At 70.6% G+C, this 20,416-nt stretch carries 14 protein-coding genes; 3 read left to right on the top strand and 11 right to left on the bottom strand.

What is annotated here, in order from left to right:
* Positions 1-2 precede the first annotated feature (2 nt).
* The 10 genes from AB0M63_RS31730 to AB0M63_RS31685 all read right to left on the bottom strand — a co-directional run bounded on the left by AB0M63_RS31730 (position 3) and on the right by AB0M63_RS31685 (position 11,980).
* Complete coding sequence (locus AB0M63_RS31730; protein WP_366021825.1) at positions 3-1,025, bottom strand: ADP-ribosylglycohydrolase family protein; 1,023 nt, start codon at positions 1,023-1,025, stop codon at positions 3-5.
* Between the two features lie 187 nt (positions 1,026-1,212).
* A complete protein-coding gene (locus tag AB0M63_RS31725) occupies positions 1,213-2,370 on the bottom strand; it encodes a pseudouridine synthase (RefSeq protein WP_355921626.1) in 1,158 nt (385 codons plus the stop codon).
* Complete coding sequence (gene scpB / locus AB0M63_RS31720) at positions 2,367-2,939, bottom strand: SMC-Scp complex subunit ScpB (protein ID WP_366021986.1); 573 nt, start codon at positions 2,937-2,939, stop codon at positions 2,367-2,369. Before scpB ends, AB0M63_RS31725 begins: the two co-directional genes overlap by 4 nt.
* Before the next feature lie 80 nt (positions 2,940-3,019).
* Positions 3,020-4,006, bottom strand: a complete 987-nt coding sequence (locus AB0M63_RS31715; RefSeq protein WP_355921620.1) for a segregation/condensation protein A — start codon at positions 4,004-4,006, stop codon at positions 3,020-3,022.
* Positions 4,007-4,024: 18 nt separating this feature from the next.
* Positions 4,025-4,579, bottom strand: coding sequence for a hypothetical protein (locus tag AB0M63_RS31710; RefSeq protein ID WP_355921617.1), 555 nt, complete (start codon positions 4,577-4,579; stop codon positions 4,025-4,027).
* Entirely contained in the window at positions 4,564-5,700 is a 1,137-nt protein-coding gene (locus tag AB0M63_RS31705; protein ID WP_355921614.1) for a ParA family protein, read from the bottom strand. The genes AB0M63_RS31710 and AB0M63_RS31705 overlap by 16 nt, the downstream gene beginning before the upstream one ends.
* Positions 5,701-6,101: 401 nt before the next feature.
* Positions 6,102-7,217, bottom strand: coding sequence for an alanine dehydrogenase (ald, locus tag AB0M63_RS31700; RefSeq protein ID WP_366021985.1), 1,116 nt, complete (start codon positions 7,215-7,217; stop codon positions 6,102-6,104).
* Positions 7,218-7,359: 142 nt separating this feature from the next.
* Complete coding sequence (locus AB0M63_RS31695) at positions 7,360-9,426, bottom strand: tetratricopeptide repeat protein (RefSeq protein ID WP_366021824.1); 2,067 nt, start codon at positions 9,424-9,426, stop codon at positions 7,360-7,362.
* Between the two features lie 172 nt (positions 9,427-9,598).
* Positions 9,599-10,225, bottom strand: a complete 627-nt coding sequence (locus tag AB0M63_RS31690; RefSeq protein WP_366021823.1) for an NUDIX hydrolase — start codon at positions 10,223-10,225, stop codon at positions 9,599-9,601.
* A gap of 87 nt (positions 10,226-10,312) precedes the next feature.
* Positions 10,313-11,980 (bottom strand): CTP synthase, encoded by a 1,668-nt coding sequence (locus AB0M63_RS31685; protein WP_355921605.1) that lies wholly within the window; start codon positions 11,978-11,980, stop codon positions 10,313-10,315.
* Between the two features lie 437 nt (positions 11,981-12,417).
* Between AB0M63_RS31685 and AB0M63_RS31680 the strand changes: the two genes are divergently transcribed.
* Complete coding sequence (locus tag AB0M63_RS31680; RefSeq protein WP_366021984.1) at positions 12,418-14,220, top strand: glycoside hydrolase family 15 protein; 1,803 nt, start codon at positions 12,418-12,420, stop codon at positions 14,218-14,220.
* A 72-nt stretch (positions 14,221-14,292) separates the two neighbouring features.
* Here AB0M63_RS31680 and AB0M63_RS31675 read toward each other — a convergent pair whose 3' ends face one another.
* Positions 14,293-17,163: an exo-alpha-sialidase gene (locus AB0M63_RS31675; RefSeq protein WP_366021822.1), complete on the bottom strand. Its 2,871-nt coding sequence runs from the start codon at positions 17,161-17,163 to the stop codon at positions 14,293-14,295.
* A gap of 174 nt (positions 17,164-17,337) precedes the next feature.
* On the opposite strand from AB0M63_RS31675, the gene AB0M63_RS31670 reads away from it, so the two are divergent.
* Both AB0M63_RS31670 and AB0M63_RS31665 read left to right on the top strand, forming a co-directional pair.
* The gene (locus AB0M63_RS31670) at positions 17,338-18,720 is read left to right on the top strand and encodes an FAD-binding oxidoreductase (protein WP_366021821.1); all 1,383 of its coding nucleotides are present in this window, start codon (positions 17,338-17,340) and stop codon (positions 18,718-18,720) included.
* 33 nt (positions 18,721-18,753) lie between these two features.
* Positions 18,754-20,400 (top strand): PucR family transcriptional regulator, encoded by a 1,647-nt coding sequence (locus AB0M63_RS31665; protein ID WP_366021820.1) that lies wholly within the window; start codon positions 18,754-18,756, stop codon positions 20,398-20,400.
* Positions 20,401-20,416 lie beyond the last annotated feature (16 nt).

Below are 20,416 nucleotides of genomic sequence, written 5' to 3'. Positions count from 1 at the left end.
CGTCAAGCGTCCCAGAGCGCGCCCAGCCCCAGCAGGTCCCCCCGGTACTCGATCCGTCCCGCCCACTCCTCCGGCCATGCCTCCTCCCCCAGATACGCCCCCGCGAAGGCCCCCGTGAGGCAGGCGATCGAGTCCGAGTCGCCGTACGTGCAGGCGGCCCGGCGGAGGGCGGTCACCGGCTCCTCGGCGAAGAGGAGGAAGCACAACAGGCCGGTCGCCAGGGCCTCTTCGGCGATCCAGCCCGCGCCAGTGGCCAGGCATGGGTCGGTCTCCGGGGAGGGGGTCCTCAAGGCGTCCTGGAGGCGGTCCACGATCTCCAGGCAGTCGTCCCAGCCGCGCGCGATGAAGTGCTCGGGTGTGGGGTCCTGACTGCGCGTCCACAGGTCGCCGAGCCAGCGGTGGTGGTAGCGGGTGCGGTTCTCGATCGCGTACGACCGCAGCAGCCCGACGAGTCCCGTGGGCTCGACGCCCTGTGCGAGGAGTCGTACGGCGTGTGCGGTGAGGTCGGACGCGGCGAGGGCGGTGGGGTGTCCGTGGGTGAGCGCGGACTGCAACTGGGCTGCCCCGGACCGCTGTTCGTCGCTCAGGCCGGGGACGAGTCCGATCGGGGCTACGCGCATGTTGGCCCCGCAGCCCTTCGAGCCGATCTGGCTGGCGTCCTGCCAGAGCCGGTCCTCGGTCTTCAGCAGGTTGCAGGCGACGAGACAAGTCCGGCCGGGGGCACGGTTGTTGTCCGGCGACTGGTACCAGTCCACGAACTCCTCGCGCACCGGCCGTTCCATGCGCCTGGGCCCAAGCAACCCTCGTTCCATGGCCGTTCGCAGGCCCCGCCCCAACGCCAGTGTCATCTGGGTGTCGTCGGTGACGATCGCGGGCCTCGGCAGTTCCATCTGCCGCCAGGGACCGCACTTGGCGAGGATGTCCGGCACGTCGTTGAACTCGGTCGGGAAGCCGAGCGCGTCCCCGAGGGCGAGCCCCACCAGGGCTCCCGTGGCGGCACGCTTGCGGACACTGGTCGTGGTCATGCGGGACATCCTTCCCTGGTCGTCCGGAGCAGGGGCGGACACAAGGCGGTGGCGAGGCCGCTGTACTCCAGTTTGGCGGCCGCCTCCGCGGACTCGTCGGGCTGCACGAAGCCACCGCACACCCCCCGACCAAACCGAAGCGGCCGGCCCCGGAGCCCCCGGAACCGGCCGCACACAACTACCGCTTCTACAGATCGACTTCCTGCATCAGCATGCCGACCTCGGTGTTCGACAGCCGTCGCAGCCAGCCCGACTTCTGGTCGCCCAGGGTGATCGGGCCGAAGGAGACGCGGACCAGCTTGTCGACCGGGAAGCCGGCCTCCGCGAGCATGCGGCGGACGATGTGCTTGCGGCCCTCGTGGAGGGTCACCTCGACCAGGTAGTTCTTGCCGGTCTGCTCGACGACCCGGAAGTGGTCCGCGCGCGCGTACCCGTCCTCCAGTTGGATGCCGTCCTTGAGCTGCTTGCCCAGATCGCGCGGGATCGGGCCCACGATGTGCGCGAGGTAGGTCTTCTTCACGCCGTACTTGGGGTGGGTCAGCCGGTGCGCCAGCTCGCCGTGATTGGTGAGCAGGATCACACCCTCGGTCTCGGTGTCGAGCCGGCCGACGTGGAAGAGCCGCGTCTCCCGGTTGGTGACGTAGTCGCCGAGGCACTGCCGGCCCTCGGGGTCCTCCATCGTGGCCACGACTCCGGCGGGCTTGTTCAGCGAGAAGAACTGGTACGACTGCGTCGCCACCGTCAGCCCGTCGACCTTGATCTCGTCGTGCTCCGGGTCGACCCGCAGGCCCTGCTCGACCACGATCTCGCCGTTGACCTCGACGCGGGACTGCTCGATCAGCTCCTCGCAGGAGCGCCGGGAGCCGTAGCCCGCGCGTGCGAGGACCTTCTGCAGCCGCTCGCCCTCCTGCTCGGCGCCCGGGAAGGTCTTGGGCGGCTTGATGTCCTTCTTGCCCGCGTACCGCTCCCGGTTGCGCTCCTCGGCCCGCGCGTCGTACTCCCGCGAGGTCGCCGGCACCGAACGCCCGCGTCCGGTGCCCTGGCCCTGCTTGGGGCCGCCCTTGGCACCGCCGCGCGCGGAGGCGCCACGCCCTGTCTTGGGGCCCTCGTGGGACCCCGTGGGGCCTACGTCGTAGCGGCGCTCCTCGGGACGGGGCTTTCCGGCGCGCTTGGGCCGGTCGTCGCGCCCGCCCGCGCCCCTGGGCTGGGACCCACCGGAACCCCGGGAGCCGCCACCTCCACCGGAACCACGGGGATTGCCGCCCCCGCCGGTCCCGCGGGGGTTGCCACGCCCGCCGCTCCGGCCATTGCCGCCGCCACTGCCACTGCCACTGCTTCGCATCAAAGTTCCGTCGTCGTCGTGTCGTCTGCATCTGCATCCGGTGCATCCGGATCGAACGACGGGACTCCTTCCAGCGTCTCCGCCTCGATCGCCTCCGCCTCAGGGAGGAAGGGCGCGAGTTCCGGTAGCTCGTCCAGGCCGCGCAGGCCCATCCGCTCCAGAAAGTAGTTCGTCGTCGTGTACAGGATCGCACCTGTTTCGGGTTCCGTGCCCGCCTCCTCGACCAGACCGCGCTGCAACAGGGTGCGCATCACCCCGTCGCAGTTGACTCCGCGGACCATGGAGACCCTGCTGCGGCTGACCGGCTGGCGGTACGCGACCACCGCCAACGTCTCCAGGGCCGCCTGGGTGAGCCGGGCCTGCTGCCCGTCCAGGACGAAGCCCTCGACGGCCGGCGCGAACTCGGGCCGGGAGTAGAAACGCCAGCCACCGGCGATCAGCCGCAGCTCGAAACCGCGCCCCTGGACGGTGTACTCGTCGGCCAGCTCACGCAGCGCGTCCGCGATCCGCCGCTTGGGCCGCTGGAGTATTTTCGCGAGGTGTTCCTCGGTCGCGGGCTCGTCCACGACCATGAGGACGGCCTCCAGCGCGGGCTTGAGGTCGAGCTCCGCGACGGCGGGCCCGCCCACGGGCACTGAGGTGGTCTCCTCGCTCACGCCTTCTCCTCCTTGGCGGGACCATCCTTGATCGGCTCGTCCTTGATCGGCTCGGGCGGCCGGTCGAACTCGTCGGTGACCATGGGCTCGGCCGCCTCCCCACCGGTCCAGCGCACGAGCAGATCGCCGAGCGCGGTCTCCTGGTCCAGGGCGACGGCCTTCTCGCGGTACAGCTCCAGCAGGGCCAGGAACCGCGCCACGACGGTCAGGGTGTCGTCGACGTCCTCGACCAGCGTGCGGAAGCTGGCCTCGCCGAGCTCCCGCAGCCGCGCCACCACGATCCCGGCCTGCTCCTGCACGCTCACCAGCGGCGCGTGGATGTGGTCGACGTACACCTGCGGCTTGGGTTTGGGCTGCATCGCCTTCACGGCGAGCTTGGCGAAGCCCTCCGGGCCGATCCGGATGACCACCTCGGGCAGCAGCTCGGCGTGGTGCGGTTCGAGGCCGACGGTACGGGGGTAGCGCCGGGCCTCCTCGTCGAGGCGGCGGTTGAAGATGTCGGCGATCTGCTTGTACGCCCGGTACTGGAGCAGCCGGGCGAACAGCAGGTCCCGGGCCTCCAGCAGCGCGAGGTCGGCCTCGTCCTCGACCTCGGCGGCGGGCAGCAGCCGGGCCGCCTTCAGGTCGAGCAGGGTCGCGGCGACGACGAGGAACTCGGTCGTCTGGTCGAGATCCCAGTCAGGGCCCATCGCCCGGATGTGCGCCATGAACTCGTCGGTGACCTTGGACAGCGCCACCTCGGTGACATCGAGCTTGTGCTTCGAGATCAGCTGGAGGAGGAGATCGAAGGGCCCCTCGAAGTTGGCGAGCCGCACCTTGAAGACACCGTCGTCGGGTTCTTCCGCAGGTTCTTCTACGGCTTCCTCTACGACCGCCGCTTCTTCTACGACGGCCTCGGGCTCCGGAGCCGAACCCGGCCCCTTGCCCAGCGCACGCCGACGTCCGGCGGATGCGCCGGCGGCGGGAGCGTCGTTCGAGGTCATGGCCCCCGCAGGCTACCGCTACCGCCCGCGGAGCCGGCGGACGAGAATGCTCGCGTCCCCGCGGGACTCCAGATCGGCCAGGACGACCGCCACCGCCTCGCGCACGATCCGCCCGCGGTCGATCGCGAGACCGTGCTCACCCCGGAGCACCAGACGGGCGTGCTCCAGGTCCATCAGTTCCTCGGCGGAGACGTACACGGTGATCTTCTCGTCGTGTCGCTCCCGCCCGCTGGGGCGCCGCTGGGCGGGCTGTCGGCCGCGCTTGCGGGGCTGCCCGGCGGCAGAACCTTCCTGCGCCTCCTGACGGCGTACGGAGCCCTCCGTGGCCCGGCTGCGGGACTCGCCCGCGTCCGCGTCGGCCGCGACATGCTCCGCGCCCTCGCCGTCCCCGCCCTGGGCGGGTACGGACTGCGGAGCGTCCTCCCCGGCGGCGGCACCGTCGCTCTCCCCCGCCGGAGCCGGTACCCGCGCCTCGCCGTTGGACTGGCGCCTGGGGCTGGACGCCTGGAGCGCCATCCCCCCTGTCGTACGGAACAGTTCGTCGGCCCCCGGCAGACTCACTCGGCGTGACACCGGGCGAGCACCTCCCTGGCGAGCTGGCGATAGGCGGCGGCACCGACGGAGTTGGAGGCGTACGTGGTGATCGGCTCACCGGCGACCGTGGTCTCCGGGAAGCGCACCGTGCGCCCGATGACCGTGTGGTAGACGTGATCGTCGAACGCCTCGACCACGCGGGCGAGCACCTCACGGCTGTGCACGGTCCGGGAGTCGTACATCGTGGCGAGGATGCCGTCGAGCTCCAGCTCGGGGTTGAGCCGCTCCTGGACCTTCTCGATGGTCTCGGTCAGCAGCGCGACACCGCGCAGCGCGAAGAACTCGCACTCCAGCGGCACGATCACCTTGTGGGCCGCCGTCAGGGCGTTCACGGTGAGCAGGCCGAGGGAGGGCTGACAGTCGATCACGATGTAGTCGTAGTCGGCCATCAGCGGCTTCAACGCCCTTTGCAGGGTGGACTCGCGCGCGACCTCGCTCACCAACTGCACTTCGGCGGCGGAGAGATCGATGTTGCTGGGCAGCAGGTCCATGTTCGGGACCGCTGTCTTGAGAAGCACCTCGTCGGCCGACATGCCCCGCTCCATGAGCAGGTTGTAGACGGTGAGGTCCAACTCCATGGGATTCACGCCGAGTCCGACCGACAGCGCGCCCTGCGGGTCGAAGTCGACGAGCAGGACACGTCGTCCGTACTCGGCCAGCGCGGCACCCAGGTTGATGGTCGACGTGGTCTTGCCGACGCCGCCCTTCTGGTTGCACATCGCGATGATCGTCGCGGGGCCGTGACTGGTCAGCGGACCCGGGATCGGGAAGTACGGCAGCGGGCGTCCGGTCGGGCCCACGCGCTCACGGCGTTGGCGGGCCGCGTCGGGCGCGAGCGTGGCCGCGTACTCGGGATCGGGCTCGTACTCGGCGTCGGGGTCGTAGAAGTGCCCGTCGGGCAGTTCGTCGTAGTCGGCGAACTGGTTGCGGGGCGCGCCCCTTCCGTCGCCGGCCATGGCGTTCACGTGATGGCCATCCATGCTCTGGTGTGCTGGCTTGGTCACCCCTGGCTGCTGGTGACCCTGTTGGGCTGCGAAGGTGCGCACAGCGACGGAGCCGACAGCCTCGAACCCCGCGGGCTCCTGGCCCCTTGCCGGCATTCCTGGTTGACCACCCCCGGGAGAAAATGTCGACTCATTCACAAGTCGTCTTACCTCCTTGGTGACCAGGGAACTTCTCGATAGGTCAGCGTGGCACCATGCCGACGGTTGGCGACTCTATGGCGTGTCGGGCGTTCGCAGCAACACAATCCGCCTTACCCGGCCCGATGTGTCGGCAATGAAACATCCCTCTGTCAAGGGCGTACGGCAGTCGCACGGCAGGTTTCACCGGTGCACGAATCGGGTCAAGGGTTATGTTCGGCGCGAGTTGACCGAGTGCCGCAAAGTGACCATACACACATCCGGCCGGACCTTGTCGGGCAAGGTCCGGCCGGGCGCGCGGTGTTGACGACCTGTGTTGACGTATCGCCTTTTACCGAACGGTGACTTGGTCGGCGGCGTCAGCCGAGCAGGGACTCCAGCTCGACATGCTCCAGTCCGTGCGCCTCGGCGACCTCGCGGTAAATGACCTTGCCGTCATGGGTGTTGAGACCCTTGGCGAGAGCAGGATCACTTCGCAGCGCCTCGGCCCAGCCCCGGTCGGCGAGTTCCACGATGTACGGCAGCGTGGCGTTGGTGAGCGCGTAGGTGGACGTGTTCGGCACCGCGCCGGGCATGTTGGCGACGCAGTAGAAGACCGAGTTGTGGACCGGGAAGGTCGGCTCGGCGTGGGTGGTGGGACGCGAGTCCTCGAAGCAGCCGCCCTGGTCGATCGCGATGTCGACAAGCACACTTCCGGGCTTCATCCGCGCCACGAGTTCGTTGGTGACCAGCTTCGGGGCCTTGGCGCCCGGGATGAGCACCGCGCCGATGACGAGGTCGGCGTCCAGGACGGCCTTCTCCAGCTCGAAGGAGTTGGACATGATCGCCCGGACCTTGGTGCCGAAGACCTTGTCGGCCTCGCGGAGCTTGTTGATGTCGCGGTCGAGCAGCGTGACGTGGAAGCCCATGCCGACGGCGATCTGCGTCGCGTTCCAGCCGGAGACACCGCCGCCGATGACGACGGCCCGCGCGGGCTGGGTGCCGGGGACACCGCCGGGGAGCACACCGCGGCCGCCGACCGAGCGCATCAGGTGGTAGGCGCCGACCTGCGGGGCCAGCCGGCCCGCGACCTCCGACATCGGGGCGAGCAGCGGCAGGGCGCGGCCGGGCAGCTCGACGGTCTCGTAGGCGATCGCGGTGGTGCCGGACTCGATGAGCGCGTCGGTGCACTCCTTGGAGGCGGCCAGGTGCAGGTACGTGAAGAGCGTCTGGTCCTTGCGGAGGCGGTGGTACTCCTCGGCGATGGGCTCCTTGACCTTGAGCAGCAGGTCGGCGGCGGCCCAGACCTCGTCGGCGGTGGCGAGGATCTTCGCGCCCGCCGACACGTACTCGTCGTCCGGGATCGAGGAGCCGACGCCGGCGTTCTGCTCGATGAGGACCTGGTGGCCGTGGCGCACCAGCTCGTGCACGCCGGCGGGGGTGATGGCCACCCGGAACTCGTTGTTCTTGACCTCGCGGGGGATGCCGACCTTCACGTCGATCACGGTCCTTGGCTCAGAGGGTGTAGGGCAATACATCTCATACCCGGACATGCGTGAGCGCACCGGGAGACCGCAGGAGAAGGTGCGGCAGAGCCAGTCTAATGAAGGTGTTCTCGGTGTCTAGCCTTTCAATGCATCAATCTTCGCTAGGTGTACTACGGATTTCGCAGGCGTTAGCGTCATGTTCCAGGGATTCGGGGGCGGGATCGCCCTCCTGGAGCTCCTCGCCGAGCATCCGCTCGGCCGTCCCGCGGTGCAGCGCGGCGGACGCCGGGTCGCCGAGCCGGTCGAGGGTGTCGGCCAGCCGTAGCTGCAGTGCCGCCTGCAGCCGTACGTCCTCCGCGCGGCGCGCCCACTCGACGGCCTCGTGGCAGGTGAGCAGCGACTCCTCGGGGCGGCCCGCGTACTCCTGGACCCGCGCCAGCTCGCTCAACGCCCGTGCCTGGGCTGGCGCGTCGCCGTTCTTGCGGTAGCCGACGACGGCCGCCCGCCAGTTCCTGAGCGCCTCGCCGTAGCGGCCAGCGTAGGTGTGCGCGGCGGCGATCCGGCCGTACAGCCGGGCGGCCTCCGCGCGCTCGTCCCGGGCGAGCCGCTGGGCCAGCGCGCGGCCGAACCAGTCGGCGGCCCGGTCGTGGTCCCCCAGCTCCTGGTGCGCACCGCCTACGGATTCCATCGCGCGACCGGTCGCGTAGGGGTCATTCGCTTCGCGTCCGGCGTCCAGCGCGGCCCGGTAGCGGGCCAGCGCCTCGGTCGTACGGCCGGTCTGCGCGTCCAGATCGGCGAGGTTCAGCAGCGCCGCGGCCTTCTCGCGGGGCAGGTTCCGCCGCTCGGCCACGTCGAGGACGAGGCGGTGGATGCCGTAGAGCTCGGGCGCGGCGGCCTGGGTGCCGAAGTGGGCGACCATCGCCCGCACGAGCTGGGCCATCAACCGGCGGGCCAGGGTGTCGAGTTCGCCGTCGGCGACCGCGAGCCGGGCGCAGGCCAGCAGGGCGGGCTGGCTGACGCGCAGCCAGTCGGCGGCGGCCCGGGGGGTCGGGAAGCGCAGCGAGCGGGGTGTGCCGAGGAGTTTTTCGCGGGCCTGGGGGCTGTCGGTCTCGGTGATGGCGCGGCAGGACTGGAGCAGCCGTACGGTCCGCTCCAGCATGCGGGCGCGGGCCAGTTGGATCTCGGCCGGGCGGTCCTGGCTGTCGGCGAGGGCGCGCAGCAGGGGGTGCAGGCAGCCGGGGACCTCGTACTGCGGCTGCGGCGAGTCCACGGCGTGCAGCAGGCCCGCGGTGACGAAGTCGTCCAGGGTGGCGCGGGCGCCGTTGACCGAGCAGCCGGCCAGCGCGGAGGCGGTCTGCGGGTCGACCAGGCCGGCCGGGGCGAGGGAGAGCAGTCGCAGTATCCGGGCGGCGGGGCTGGGCAGCGAGCCGTAGACCAGCCGGAAGACGCGGCTCAGCGCGGTGCCCTCGTCGCTCTCGGTGTTCAGGTGCTTGGCGAGGTCGGCGACGGCGGCCTGCGGCCGGGCGGCGAGCCAGCCGCCGGCCAGGGTCAGCGCGGCCGGCTCCCCCCGGCACACCTCGACCAGGCCCTCGGCGGCGCGCGGGTCGACGGTGATGCGGACCGCGCCGGTGTAGCGGGTGAGCAGTTCCAGCGCGGACTTGGTGTCGAGGCCGCCCAGGGTGCACGGGCGGACGTCCGCGATGCCGGTCAGCGGGCCGCCGGAGACGGCGACGACCAGGCAGTCCGGGGTGTCCGGCAGCAGCGCGTCGACCTGCTCGGCGTCGGCCGCGTCGTCGAGCAGGAGCAGCGCCCGCCGGTCGGCGAGGGCCCCGCGCAGGATGTCCGAGAGGTCGTCCTCGGAGGCGCCGGCCGGGGTCGGCAGCTCCAGGGCGGTGAGCAGTTCGCGGGCGGTGCGCTCGGTCGGGACGGGGGTGCCGTCGGGCTCGCTGAGCCGGGCCCGGAGCACACCGTGGTCGTAACGGTCAGCGACCTGTCGGACGAGTTCCTCGGCGAGGGCGCTGCGGCCGGAACCGGGCTTGCCCGCGATGAGGAGGACGCGCGCGCGGGGGGCCTTGCGGCCGGCGATGGTGTCCAGGCCCGCGCGCTCGATGTCGGCGCGCAACTCCTTCAACTCTCTTGTGCGGCCCAGGAATTGGCCCTCGGCAGAAGCGTCCTCGGACAGCTTCACGCCGTCTGCGTCCACCGCCTGATCCGTCACGGGCCACACTCCCGTCCCACTGCACGCGCATAGCCCGCCGGGACTCCGGATCGGGTAATTCCAGAGCCTAGTTCACGCTCTGCGACGAATCGTGCGGAGCGCGGCGGGCACATCCCCCGATCGGATCAGCCGATCGTCACACCAAAGCGCCGACGGGAACAGAGGGTTGGATTCAGGACTCGAAGGGACGCGCGGGCCACGGCGCGTCGGCGGGGCGCAGCGCGTCGAGGCCGTCGCCGTGCCGGGCGGCGACCAGCGAGAGGACGCCGACGACGAGGCAGTTGTTGTGCAGGTCCCCCGCGAGCACCCCGCGGACCAGCTCGTCGAGGGGCACGCGCGCGTGCTCCATGTCGGCCTCCTCGTCCTCCACCTCGAAGCGCTGTCCGTCGGCCTCGGACAGATCGCGGGCGAGGAAGATGCGGATGGCCTCGTCGCAGCCGCCGGGCGTGGTGTAGACGTCGGTCAGCACCCGCCAGTCCCCGGCCTTGACGTGCGCCTCCTCGTACAGCTCGCGCTGCGCGGCGTGCAGCGGGTTCTCGCCGGGGACGTCGAGCAGTCCGGCCGGGATCTCCCACAGCTTCTGCCGTACGGGGTGGCGGTACTGCTTGATGACCAGCACCCGGTCCGCCCCGTCGAGGGCGAGGACGCCCACGGAACCGGGGTGGACCTGGTAGTCGCGGTGCACGACCGCGCCACCGGGCATGACCACGTCGTCGGTGCGCACGGAGGTCTTGTTGCCCACGAAGGGGGTCGTGGTCGTTCGGATCTCCCACTCCTCCGGAGTGTCCTTGATCGTCATGCGCTGTCCCTCCACCTGTACACGAACGAACGGCCGGGGTGCGCACCTCTTGAAGGCGCGCACCCCGGTCACCGTACAACTTCTGTACTACTTGCCCGTCTTGCGTGCCACGGCGGCCTTGACCAGGCCCGCGAAGAGCGGGTGCGGCCGGGTCGGGCGGGAGCGCAGCTCGGGGTGGGCCTGGGTGGCGACGAGGTAGGGGTGCGCCTCGCGCGGATACTCGACGTACTCGACGAGCTTGCCGTCCGGGGAGGTGCCGGAGAACTGCAGTCCGGCCTTCTTCTCCAGCTCGGCGCGGTAGGAGTTGTTCACCTCGTAGCGGTGGCGGTGCCGCTCCTCGACGTACTCCTTGCCGTCGTACACCTCGCGCACGATGGAGCCCTCGGCGAGCTTGGCCGGGTACATGCCCAGGCGCATGGTGCCGCCCATGTCGCCCTCGCCGGCGACGATGTCGAGCTGCTCGGCCATGGTGGAGATGACCGGGTGGCCGGTGGCCGCGTCGAACTCGGTGGAGTTGGCGTCCTCGATGCCGGCCAGGTTGCGCGCGGCCTCGATCACGATGCACTGCAGGCCCAGGCACAGGCCGAGCAGCGGGATCTTGTGCTCGCGGGCGTACTGGATGGCGCCGACCTTGCCGGAGACACCGCGGTCGCCGAAGCCGCCGGGGATGCAGATCGCGTCCACGTCACCGAGCTGCTTGGCGGCGCCCGCCGGGGTCTTGCAGTCGTCCGAGGTGACCCACTTGATCTTCACCCGGGCCTTGTTGGCGAAGCCGCCGGCGCGCAGCGCCTCGGTGACCGAGAGATAGGCGTCGGGCAGGTCGATGTACTTGCCGACCAGCGCGAGGTTGATCTCGTGCAGCGGGTTGTGGACGCGGTCGAGCAGGTCGTCCCAGGTCCGCCAGTCCACATCGCGGAACGGCAGGTCCAGTTTGCGGACGACATAGGCGTCCAGACCCTCGCTGTGCACGGTCTTCGGGATGTCGTAGATCGAGCGGGCGTCGGGACAGGCGACCACGGCGGCCTCGTCGACGTCGCACATCAGCGAGATCTTGCGCTTGATCGCGGTGGGCACCTCGCGGTCGGAGCGCAGCACGATCGCGTCCGGCTGGATACCGATGTTGCGCAGGGCCGCAACCGAGTGCTGGGTCGGCTTCGTCTTCAGCTCTCCCGAGGGGCCGATGTACGGCAGGAGCGAGATGTGGACGACGAACACATTGTCCCGGCCGACCTCGTGACGGACCTGGCGGACCGTCTCCAGGAAGGGCAGCGACTCGATGTCGCCGACCGTGCCGCCGACCTCGGTGATGACGACGTCGACCTCGTCGGTCGCCATGCGCCGGATGCGGTGCTTGATCTCGTTGGTGATGTGCGGGATGACCTGCACGGTGTCGCCGAGGTACTCGCCGCGGCGCTCCTTGGCGATGACCGTCGAGTAGACCTGGCCGGTGGTGACGTTGGCGCTGCCGTCCAGGTCGCGGTCGAGGAAACGCTCGTAGTGGCCGATGTCCAGGTCGGTCTCGGCGCCGTCGTTGGTGACGAAGACCTCACCGTGCTGGAAGGGGTTCATCGTGCCGGGGTCGACGTTCAGATACGGGTCGAGCTTCTGCATCACGACGCGCAGGCCCCGCGCCTTGAGGAGCATGCCGAGGCTGGAGGCGGTGAGGCCCTTGCCGAGCGAGGAGGCGACACCCCCGGTGACGAAGATGTGCTTGGTCGTCGTGGCTGTGTTGCTTCGGAAAGCAGCGGGCGGCATGGCCAAGAGGGGGCTCCCGTGGTCGCGGTTCGAGTTGCGGTCGGGGGATTTGCGCCCACCGGTCCACGGGCTACCAGGGTATCAGCGCCTGGAGGAGATGGCTTCCGGCCACGCTCCGCACCCACATCGACACGGACGCGCCCCGGTTACCTGCTTCTCACCCGGCGCTCACCCGTTCGGCCCAGCTCCGTTGCCAAGAGCGGCACACAGATCATCTACGTGCGTCGTATCCTGCTCGGACACTCGCTGCCGAGCCGGTCCGGAACACGGCACCACCCCCGCCCGTAATTCCCGGAACAACGAGAGCTTGTCAGCCCGTTGAGCAACGACCTCCGTTTGCTTCATCGCTCAACGACGCACTACAAACGATCCCTTGACCGCACACAGCGACCGCCCCTGTTCTGGGGGGCGACGTGGCCGTTCGACTGGAGTTGCACGTGGCCGGGCGCATCGAAGATTACGCACTCATCGGAGACATGCAGACCGCAGCGTTGGTCTGCCGGGACGGCACAGTGGACTGGCTGTGCCTGCCCCGCTTCGACTCGCATGCCGTCTTCGCCGGTCTGCTGGGCACGGAGGAACACGGGTTCTGGCGACTGGGCCCCGCCCACGCGTCCGACGCCCAGCCGCCGACGGCGGCCCGGCGCGGCTACCGCCGCGACTCGCTCATCCTGGAATCCGAGTGGGACACCCCGCGCGGCACGGTCCGCGTGACCGATTTCATGCCCCCTCGCGACGGCGCCCCCCAACTGATCCGCATCGTGGAAGGCGTCTCCGGCCGCGTCCCGATGCGCTCGACCCTCCGGATGCGTTTCTCCTACGGCCGGGTCGTCCCCTGGGTGCACAAGCACGAGGGCCGCACGGTCGCCGTCGCGGGCCCCGACTCCGTGTGGTTCGACACATCCGCCGAGACCTACGGCAAGCAGCTCACGACATACGCCGACTTCACCGTCGCGCCGGGTGACCGGATCGCGTTCACCATCTCCTGGGAGCCCTCGCACAAGCAGCCGCCGCCGCTCCCCGAGCCGGAACAGTCGCTGGAGGCCACGGAGGACTTCTGGCGCGACTGGGTCGAGCAGTGCACGTACCACGGCCCCTACCGCGAGGCGGTGGTCCGCTCCCTGATCACGCTCAAGGCCCTGACCTACGCCCCCACGGGCGGCATCGTCGCCGCGCCCACCACCTCCCTCCCCGAGGAGATCGGCGGTGTCCGCAACTGGGACTACCGCTACACCTGGCTCCGCGACGCGGCCATCACCCTCTCCTCGCTGCTGCGCACCGGCTACCGCGAGGAGGCCCGCGCCTGGCGCGAGTGGCTGCTGCGCGCGGTGGCCGGCGACCCGGAGAACCTGCAGATCATGTACGGCATCGCCGGCGAGCGCGAGCTCGGCGAGGCGGAGCTGGACTGGCTGCCGGGCTACGAGAACTCCGGCCCGGTCCGGGTCGGCAACGGCGCCGCCCACCAGCTCCAGCTCGACGTCTACGGCGAGGTCACCGAGGCCCTGCACCTGGCCCACATGACGGGCCTGGCCCGCAACGACTACGCCTCCCTGCTCCAGCTCAAGCTGATCCGCTACCTGGAGAAGCACTGGGACGAGCCCGACGAGGGCATCTGGGAGGTGCGCGGCCCGCGCCGCCACTTCGTGCACTCCAAGGTGATGGCCTGGGTCGCCGTCGACCGCACGATCAAGCTGATCGAGTCGGGTGACGCGGACGGTCCGCTGGAGAAGTGGCGCGAACTGCGCGACGACATCCACCGGGACGTGTGCGAGCGCGGCTACGACAAGGAGCGCAACACCTTCACACAGTCCTACGGCTCGAAGGAACTGGACGCCTCCCTGCTCCTCATCCCGCAGATGGGCTTCCTGCCGCCCGACGACAAGCGCGTGATCGGCACGATCGAGGCGATCCAGCGCGAGCTGTCCACGCCGGACGGCTTCATCCTGCGCTACCCCACCTCGGGCACCGACGAGGGCGTCGACGGCCTCCCCGGCGACGAGGGCGCCTTCCTGGCCTGCTCGTTCTGGATGGCGGACGACCTCGCGATGATCGGCCGGGTGGACGAGGCCCGCAAGCTCTTCGAGAAGCTGCTGTCCCTGCGCAACGACCTGGGCCTGCTGGCCGAGGAGTGGGACCCGCGTCTGCAACGCCAGGTCGGCAACTTCCCGCAGGCCTTCAGCCATGTGCCCCTGATCGACACGGCACTGCGGCTGACGGCGTCGGGGGCGTACGGCGGCTGAGCGCGACGGACGCGGGCCCGCCGGATCGGAAGTCGATCCGGCGGGCCCGCGCCGTGCTGTTTCTGTCCCGGCCTACTCGATGAAGCGGACCGCGTCGGCCACGACGTATCCGTCGGCGTCGTCGGACAGTTCGACGACGGCCGGGGTTCCGGCGGTGAACGGGAAGCTGCCCAACGACACCCAACGGCCGCCGCGTTCGGTCTGATCGACGCGGACGACGGTGGAGCCGCCCGCGTATCCGACGGTGTAGGCGGCGTTGGTCGCGCGGTTGGGATCGTCCGTGTACCAGACGGCCACGTCGTACATCCCGCTCGACGGTATGGCCGACTGCCAGCGCACGACCGAGGTGCCGGTGCCGGCCGCGTGGGTGCGGTAACTCGCCCCGTAGTAGCCCTTGATGCCCGATGCCGGGTTCCAGGTGCCGGAGACCACGCTGTACGTACTGGCGTCGTCGTTGTCGGCGACCAGCCCCTGGGCCGTGATCCGCACGGCGTCGGCCACCACGTATCCGTCGGCGTCGTCGGAGAGTTGGACGACGGCCTTGCTTCCGGCGGTGAACGAGTACTTGCCCAGGGAGATCCAACGGCCGCCGTCCACCTTCTGGTTGACACGCACCGGCGTGGAGCCCTTGGCGTCCGTGACGGTATAGGGCGCGTTGTCCGCGCGGTTGTCGTTGTCGGTGTACCAGACGGCCACGTCGTAGATCCCGGTCGTCGGCACCTCGGTCTGCCAGCGCACGACCGAGGTGCCCGTACCGGCGGCGTGGGTGAGGTAGTTCGCCCCCTGGTAACCGGCCACGCTGGTCCCGGCGTTCCAGGTGCCGGAGACCGTGCTGAAACCGGACGAGCCGTTGTCGGTGACGGCACCCCGGTAGGACAGCCGCGCGGCGTCGGCGACGACCGTGCCGTCGGCGGCGTCCGACAGGGTCACCGTGCCGTCGCCGCCGCCGGCGAACGGGAACTCGCCGAGCCGGACCCAACGACCGCCGCCGGACGTCTGGTTGACCGTCACCGCCGTCTGGCCGTCGGCGTGGTTGATGACGTAGGAGGCGTTGGATGCCTGGCCGGACGCGGCCTTGAACCAGGCGGAGACCTCGTACACGCCGTTCATCGGCACATCGGGCCGGAACTCCACACTGGCGGTGCCGGTTCCGGCGGCGTGCGTGTCGTGGCTGTTCCCGTAGGCGCCGGAGAGCGAGTTGACGTCGGTCCAGGTGCCGGAGAGGGTGTCGAAGCCCGGTATGAAGTCGTTGTCCGACACGGTCTTCGGTACGTCCGCGGGCTGTCCGCCCGTGACGAGGGTCAACTGGTCGGGGGCGATGGCCTTGCCGCCGGCCCGCCCGACGGCGGCGAGGGTGAAGCGGACGGTGTGCTGACCGGCGGCCAGTGTCGTCGATCCCAGCCCGTAGACCTGATAGCCGTCGATGTCATAGGTGTCGGAGCCGGATGTCAGCGTCGGGTCGAACAGCCCCTGGCTCAGTGCCGTGCCGTCGATGCTCGCGCGTATCCGCCCCTGGCCGAAGCTGCGATGGAAGCGCGCGGAGACTTCGTAGTCGCCCGCCTGCGTGACATCGAACGGGACATCGACGTACTCGCCCACGTCGGTGGCCCCGTAGCGCAGGGCCTTGCCGCCCTGGGCGTTGGCGTCCGTCAAGATCGGCACGGCGGCGCCGGTGTCGGTACGGGCGTCCGCGGTGGCCATTTCGTACGTGTGCCGGGTGAACCCGGGGCCGGCGGCGAGGCTGTCCCTGCCCTTGGTCAGCCACGCGAGGTCGAACCGGGCGACACTGATGCGCTCGGGGTAGTTGGCCACGGTGCCGTCACGGCCGTAGACCAGCAGGATCGTGCCGTCGGAAAGCCGTGCGAGGTCGGAGTAGTAGGACGTGCCCGGGTCGATCACACGGCTGTAGCGGAAGCTCGCTCCGTCGTCGTAGGAGATCGAGACGGTCATGTTCTCCCGGGCGGACGAGTCCGGTCGGGAGAACAGCAGCCGGTCGACCGAGCCGCTGCTGTACCGGAGCATGCCCGCGTCGACCGAGCTGAACGTCCCGGTCGAGCCGTCGATAGCCGGGGCGGACCAGGTCAGCCCGCCGTCGGTGCTGATCGAGGTGGCGCGGTAGCGGGTGCCGCCCGAGCCCCAGCGGCCGTTGAGGACGACCGCGCCGTCGGAGCGTTCGTAGATACGGCTCTCGTTGATCGGGTAGTCGGGGTCCATCAAGGGGGAACCTCGGTGCCACGAAGCGCCGTGGTCGTCGCTGTACAGCATGTCCATGCCGTAGTTGGCGTCCGTGGCGGTGCCGGCGGCGCGGTGCATGACGGGCATCAGCAGGCGGCCGGTGCTCAGTTGTACGCCATGGCCCGGAATCGGGGCGTCGCGTGTCCAGCCGTAGGGATTCGAGGCGAACAGCGGGGTCAGGTCCTCGGTGGCCGACCAGGTGGCGCCGGCGTCGTCGCTCCGCTTCACGTAGATGTTCGAGCCGTCCCCCTTCCAAAACAGGGACACCCGGCCGGTCTGCCGGTCCACCACCGGTGTCGGGTCGCCCCAGCTCTGGGTCGCGTCCTGCGGGACCACGACGGTGCTCGCGGACCAGGTGAGCCCCGCGTCCACGCTGCGGCGCAGGAGCAGGCCCTTCGGTCCCCCGTCCTGCATGGCGAACCGGCCCTCGGTGAACGTGAGCACCACGTCGGCGGGCAGCGCCTGGCCTCCGGCGGGCGGCACGATGCCCTCGGGCACCACTCCGAGGCCCTGCACGTGGAAGCTCGCGTACGCGTCGTTCGTATCGGTCGAGTCCCACAGCTCGGACTCGGAGAACGAACCGGCACCGGTGGCACCGGCCGCGTGGGCCCGGCCCGTCGCCGTCACCAGGCCCATCAGCGTCAGCAAGGCGAGCAGGACCGTCCCGAACACCTGGAGCGGCGTTCTTCGCAAGGCCTGACGTGGCATCACTTCTCCCCCTCGATGAGAAATTCCCGTGATCGCCGGCTCACACTATGACCTTGGAATCCGCACTGTCAGTGCCATGTCAGAGGCGGCTGGGTGAACCCACGGCGCGACTGCCGGGCCGAGCGCGCCTAGTCTGGAAGAACCACATTTGCCCCTTTATGGAAGCGGGCGGCCATGGCTTCCCCATCGAAGGCGGGCGCGGCCCTCGTCGCGCTGCGTGAGGATCTGGTCGGCGACGTGTTCGCCCCGGGGGATCAGGGTTACGACGACGCCCGGCGCGTCTTCAACGCGATGATCGACCGGCGCCCCGCCGTGATCGCGCAGTGCGTGGACGAGGCCGATGTCGTACGGGCCGTACGTTTCGGCCGTGAGCTGGATCTGCCGATCGCGGTGCGCGGCGGCGGGCACAGTGTCGCGGGCATGGCGCTGGGCGACGGGGCGCTCGTAGTGGACCTGCGCCATATGCGCGAGGTGACCGTGCATCCGGCGGCCCGGGCGGTACGGATCGCGGGCGGCGCCACCATGAGCGAACTGGACGGCGCGACCCAGGAACACGGTCTGGCGACCACCGGCGGCCGGGTCTCCACCACCGGCGTCGGCGGCTTCGTGCTGGGCGGCGGCTCCGGCTGGCTGGACCGCGCCTTCGGGCTCGCCGTCGACAACCTGCTCGGCGTCGAGCTGGTGACCGCCGACGCGAGGGTGGTGCACGCGAGCGCCGAGGAGAACCCGGAGCTGTTCTGGGCGCTGCACGGCGGCGGCGGCAATTTCGGCATCGCCACCGCACTCACCCTGCGGCTGCACGAACTGCCCGAGTTCTCCATCGCCATGATGATGTACGAGCCTGAGCACGGCCCGGACGTGGTCCGCACCTACCGCGAGATCATCGAGGCCGCCCCGCAGGAAGCGGGCGGCGCCGTCATCTACATGACCGGCCCGCCCGAGGAGTTCATACCCGAGCATCTGGTCGGCAGGCGGCTGTGCGGCGCCCTCATCACCTACGCGGGCGCCGAGGAGGACCTCCGCAAACTCGCCCAGCCGCTGCTGGCGCTGCCGCACGACGTCGAGATCGTCGCCGCGTTGCCGTACACCCAACTCCAGATGATGCTGGACGACCCGCCGGACCTGCGGAACTACTGGTCGGCCGAATATCTGACCGGCGTGCCCGACGCGTTCACGGACGTCTACTGCGCCCTCGGGGAGAGCATGCCGGTCCCCACCGGCACGCAGCACGTGCTGTTCCCGCAGGGCGGCGCCATCGCGTCGGGCCCCACCGAGTTCCCGGTGCCCTACCGGGACGCGCCCTGGGCCGTGCACCCCTTCGGCATCTGGGAGGACCCGGCCGACGACGAACGCTGCATCGCCTGGGTCAGGGACGTCCGCGCCCGGGTCCGCCCCTGGAGCACGGGAGCGGTCTACCTCAACTTCGTCGGCGACGAGGGCGGCGACCGCGTGGTCGCGGGCCTCGGCGCCGAGAACGTCCGGCGCCTCGCGGCCGTGAAGCGGGAGTACGACCCCGACAACGTCTTCCGCTTCAACCACAACATCAGGCCCACGTAGTGAAGCGGCGTCCACGCAGGTAGCGTCCGCCCCATGGACAGCCGCACCGACAGCACATTCGACAGCCAGGGCGCCGGGATCACCGTTCAGCGGGCGCTGGAACTGCCTGGGCTGCGCAGTGGGCTGCCGGAGATCCTGGCGGGCGCCGACCGGCTGCAGCGGACCGTGCGCTGGGTGCACACGGGCGAGGTCCCCAACATCGCCTCCCTCCTCAAGGGCGGCGAACTGCTCCTGACCACGGGCTACGGCCTCGGCACCCGCCCGGCGGAACAGCGCGCCTTCGTCCGGACCCTCGCCGAGCGGGGCATCGCGGCCCTGGTCGTCGAACTCGGCCCGCGGTTCACCCGGCTGCCCGCCACCCTCGTCGAGACGGCCCGGGCGACCGGACTCCCGCTGGTCCAGCTGCATCGCGAGGTGCCGTTCGTCGCGGTCACCGAGGAGATCCACACCGAGATCGTCAACGGCCACTACGCGCTGCTCCAGCAGGCCGAGGAGGTCCACCGGCGCTGCACCCAGGCCCTGCTCGGCGGCGGCGGAATCCCCCAAGTCCTGGGCATCCTGGCCGACTTCAGCGACAACCCGGTCTTCCTGGAGACCCCGGACGGCCAACTCCTGTACGCCGCCGGGTCCGGCCCCGAGGGCGCCGACCCGCTCCAGGTGTGGGAGGGGCTGCGCGGTCTGCACAAGGACGCCTCCCCGCCCGCCGGTTCGGTGCTGGTGGACGTGCCCGGCGGTGGTCCCGGTACGGGTTCGGTGCGGGCCCGGATCGTCCTGCTTCCGGTACGGGCGCCGCTCGCCCCCGTGCACCGCATCGCCGCCGAACGGGCCGCGGGCAGCCTCGCCGTGGTGCTGATGCAGGCCCGCCAGGAGGAGGAGCTGGCGGCCCGCGGACGCGGCGACTTCCTCACCGACCTCGCCGAGGGCCGGATCACCGCCGAGGACGCCCCGGCGCAGGCACGGGTGCTGGGCTTCAAACCCGGCACCAGTCCGCTGCTGCCCGTGGTGATGCGGCTGGGCGAGGCGCTGTCCGCGCCCGGCGGCGGCTGGGCGGTCCTGGCCCGCGCGGTCGCGGAGGAGCTGGCCTCGGTCGGGGTCCCGGTCCTGCTGGGCGTACGGCCGGTCGAGGGCCGGGTCCCGCTGCTGCTGGGCCTGCGCTCGGAGTCGGAGCGGTCGGCGGTCGCGGACCGGGTCGCTGCGGCGCTGCGGGCGGGCGTGGAACGGGCGGGGATGCAGGGCCCCGGCGCACAGCCCCCGATCGTGGTCGTCGGGGTGGCCGGCGGCTGGGCGGCCGCGTCGGCGGGGCTGCGGCACGCGGCCGAGACGGCGACGGCGGCACAGGGCCTGTCCGACCGCCCCTGGTACGACGCCCGGCGCCTGGACATCGAGCTCTTGCTGTGGCGGCTGCGCGACCATCCCGACCTGGCGGCCTTCGTGGACCGCGCGATCGGCCCGCTCCGGGACCACGACAACCGCTCCAAGCCGCCTCTTCTCCCCACCCTGGAGACGTACTTGGCGCACGCGGGCCGCAAGGCGGAGACGGCCCGCGAACTGCACCTCAACCGGCAGACCCTTTACAACCGGCTGGCTCGGATAGGGGAGTTGCTGGGCACGGACCTCGAAGACCCGCAGACGGTACTGGCGTTGAGCCTGGCGCTGCGGGCACGCAGGCTGGTGCCGTGAGTCCGCATCTCTCTGG

Source organism: Streptomyces sp. NPDC051576 (genome assembly GCF_040681835.1).
In the GTDB taxonomy this organism is placed as follows: domain Bacteria; phylum Actinomycetota; class Actinomycetes; order Streptomycetales; family Streptomycetaceae; genus Streptomyces.
Note: the sequence above shows the minus strand (reverse complement) of the source record. Positions and strands in the feature narration are given on the sequence as shown.

Bases quoted from the DNA above. Each gene is read 5' to 3' on its own strand.
- AB0M63_RS31730 (WP_366021825.1), bottom strand. From the start codon at position 1,025: ATGACCACGACCAGTGTCCGCAAGCGTGCCGCCACGGGAGCCCTGGTG.
- AB0M63_RS31705 (WP_355921614.1), bottom strand. From the start codon at position 5,700: ATGCCGGCAAGGGGCCAGGAGCCCGCGGGGTTCGAGGCTGTCGGCTCC.
- AB0M63_RS31675 (WP_366021822.1), bottom strand. From the start codon at position 17,163: ATGCCACGTCAGGCCTTGCGAAGAACGCCGCTCCAGGTGTTCGGGACG.
- AB0M63_RS31685 (WP_355921605.1), bottom strand. From the start codon at position 11,980: ATGCCGCCCGCTGCTTTCCGAAGCAACACAGCCACGACGACCAAGCAC.
- AB0M63_RS31690 (WP_366021823.1), bottom strand. From the start codon at position 10,225: ATGACGATCAAGGACACTCCGGAGGAGTGGGAGATCCGAACGACCACG.
- AB0M63_RS31715 (WP_355921620.1), bottom strand. From the start codon at position 4,006: ATGACCTCGAACGACGCTCCCGCCGCCGGCGCATCCGCCGGACGTCGG.
- AB0M63_RS31665 (WP_366021820.1), top strand. From the start codon at position 18,754: ATGGACAGCCGCACCGACAGCACATTCGACAGCCAGGGCGCCGGGATC.
- scpB (WP_366021986.1), bottom strand. From the start codon at position 2,939: ATGGTCGTGGACGAGCCCGCGACCGAGGAACACCTCGCGAAAATACTC.
- AB0M63_RS31670 (WP_366021821.1), top strand. From the start codon at position 17,338: ATGGCTTCCCCATCGAAGGCGGGCGCGGCCCTCGTCGCGCTGCGTGAG.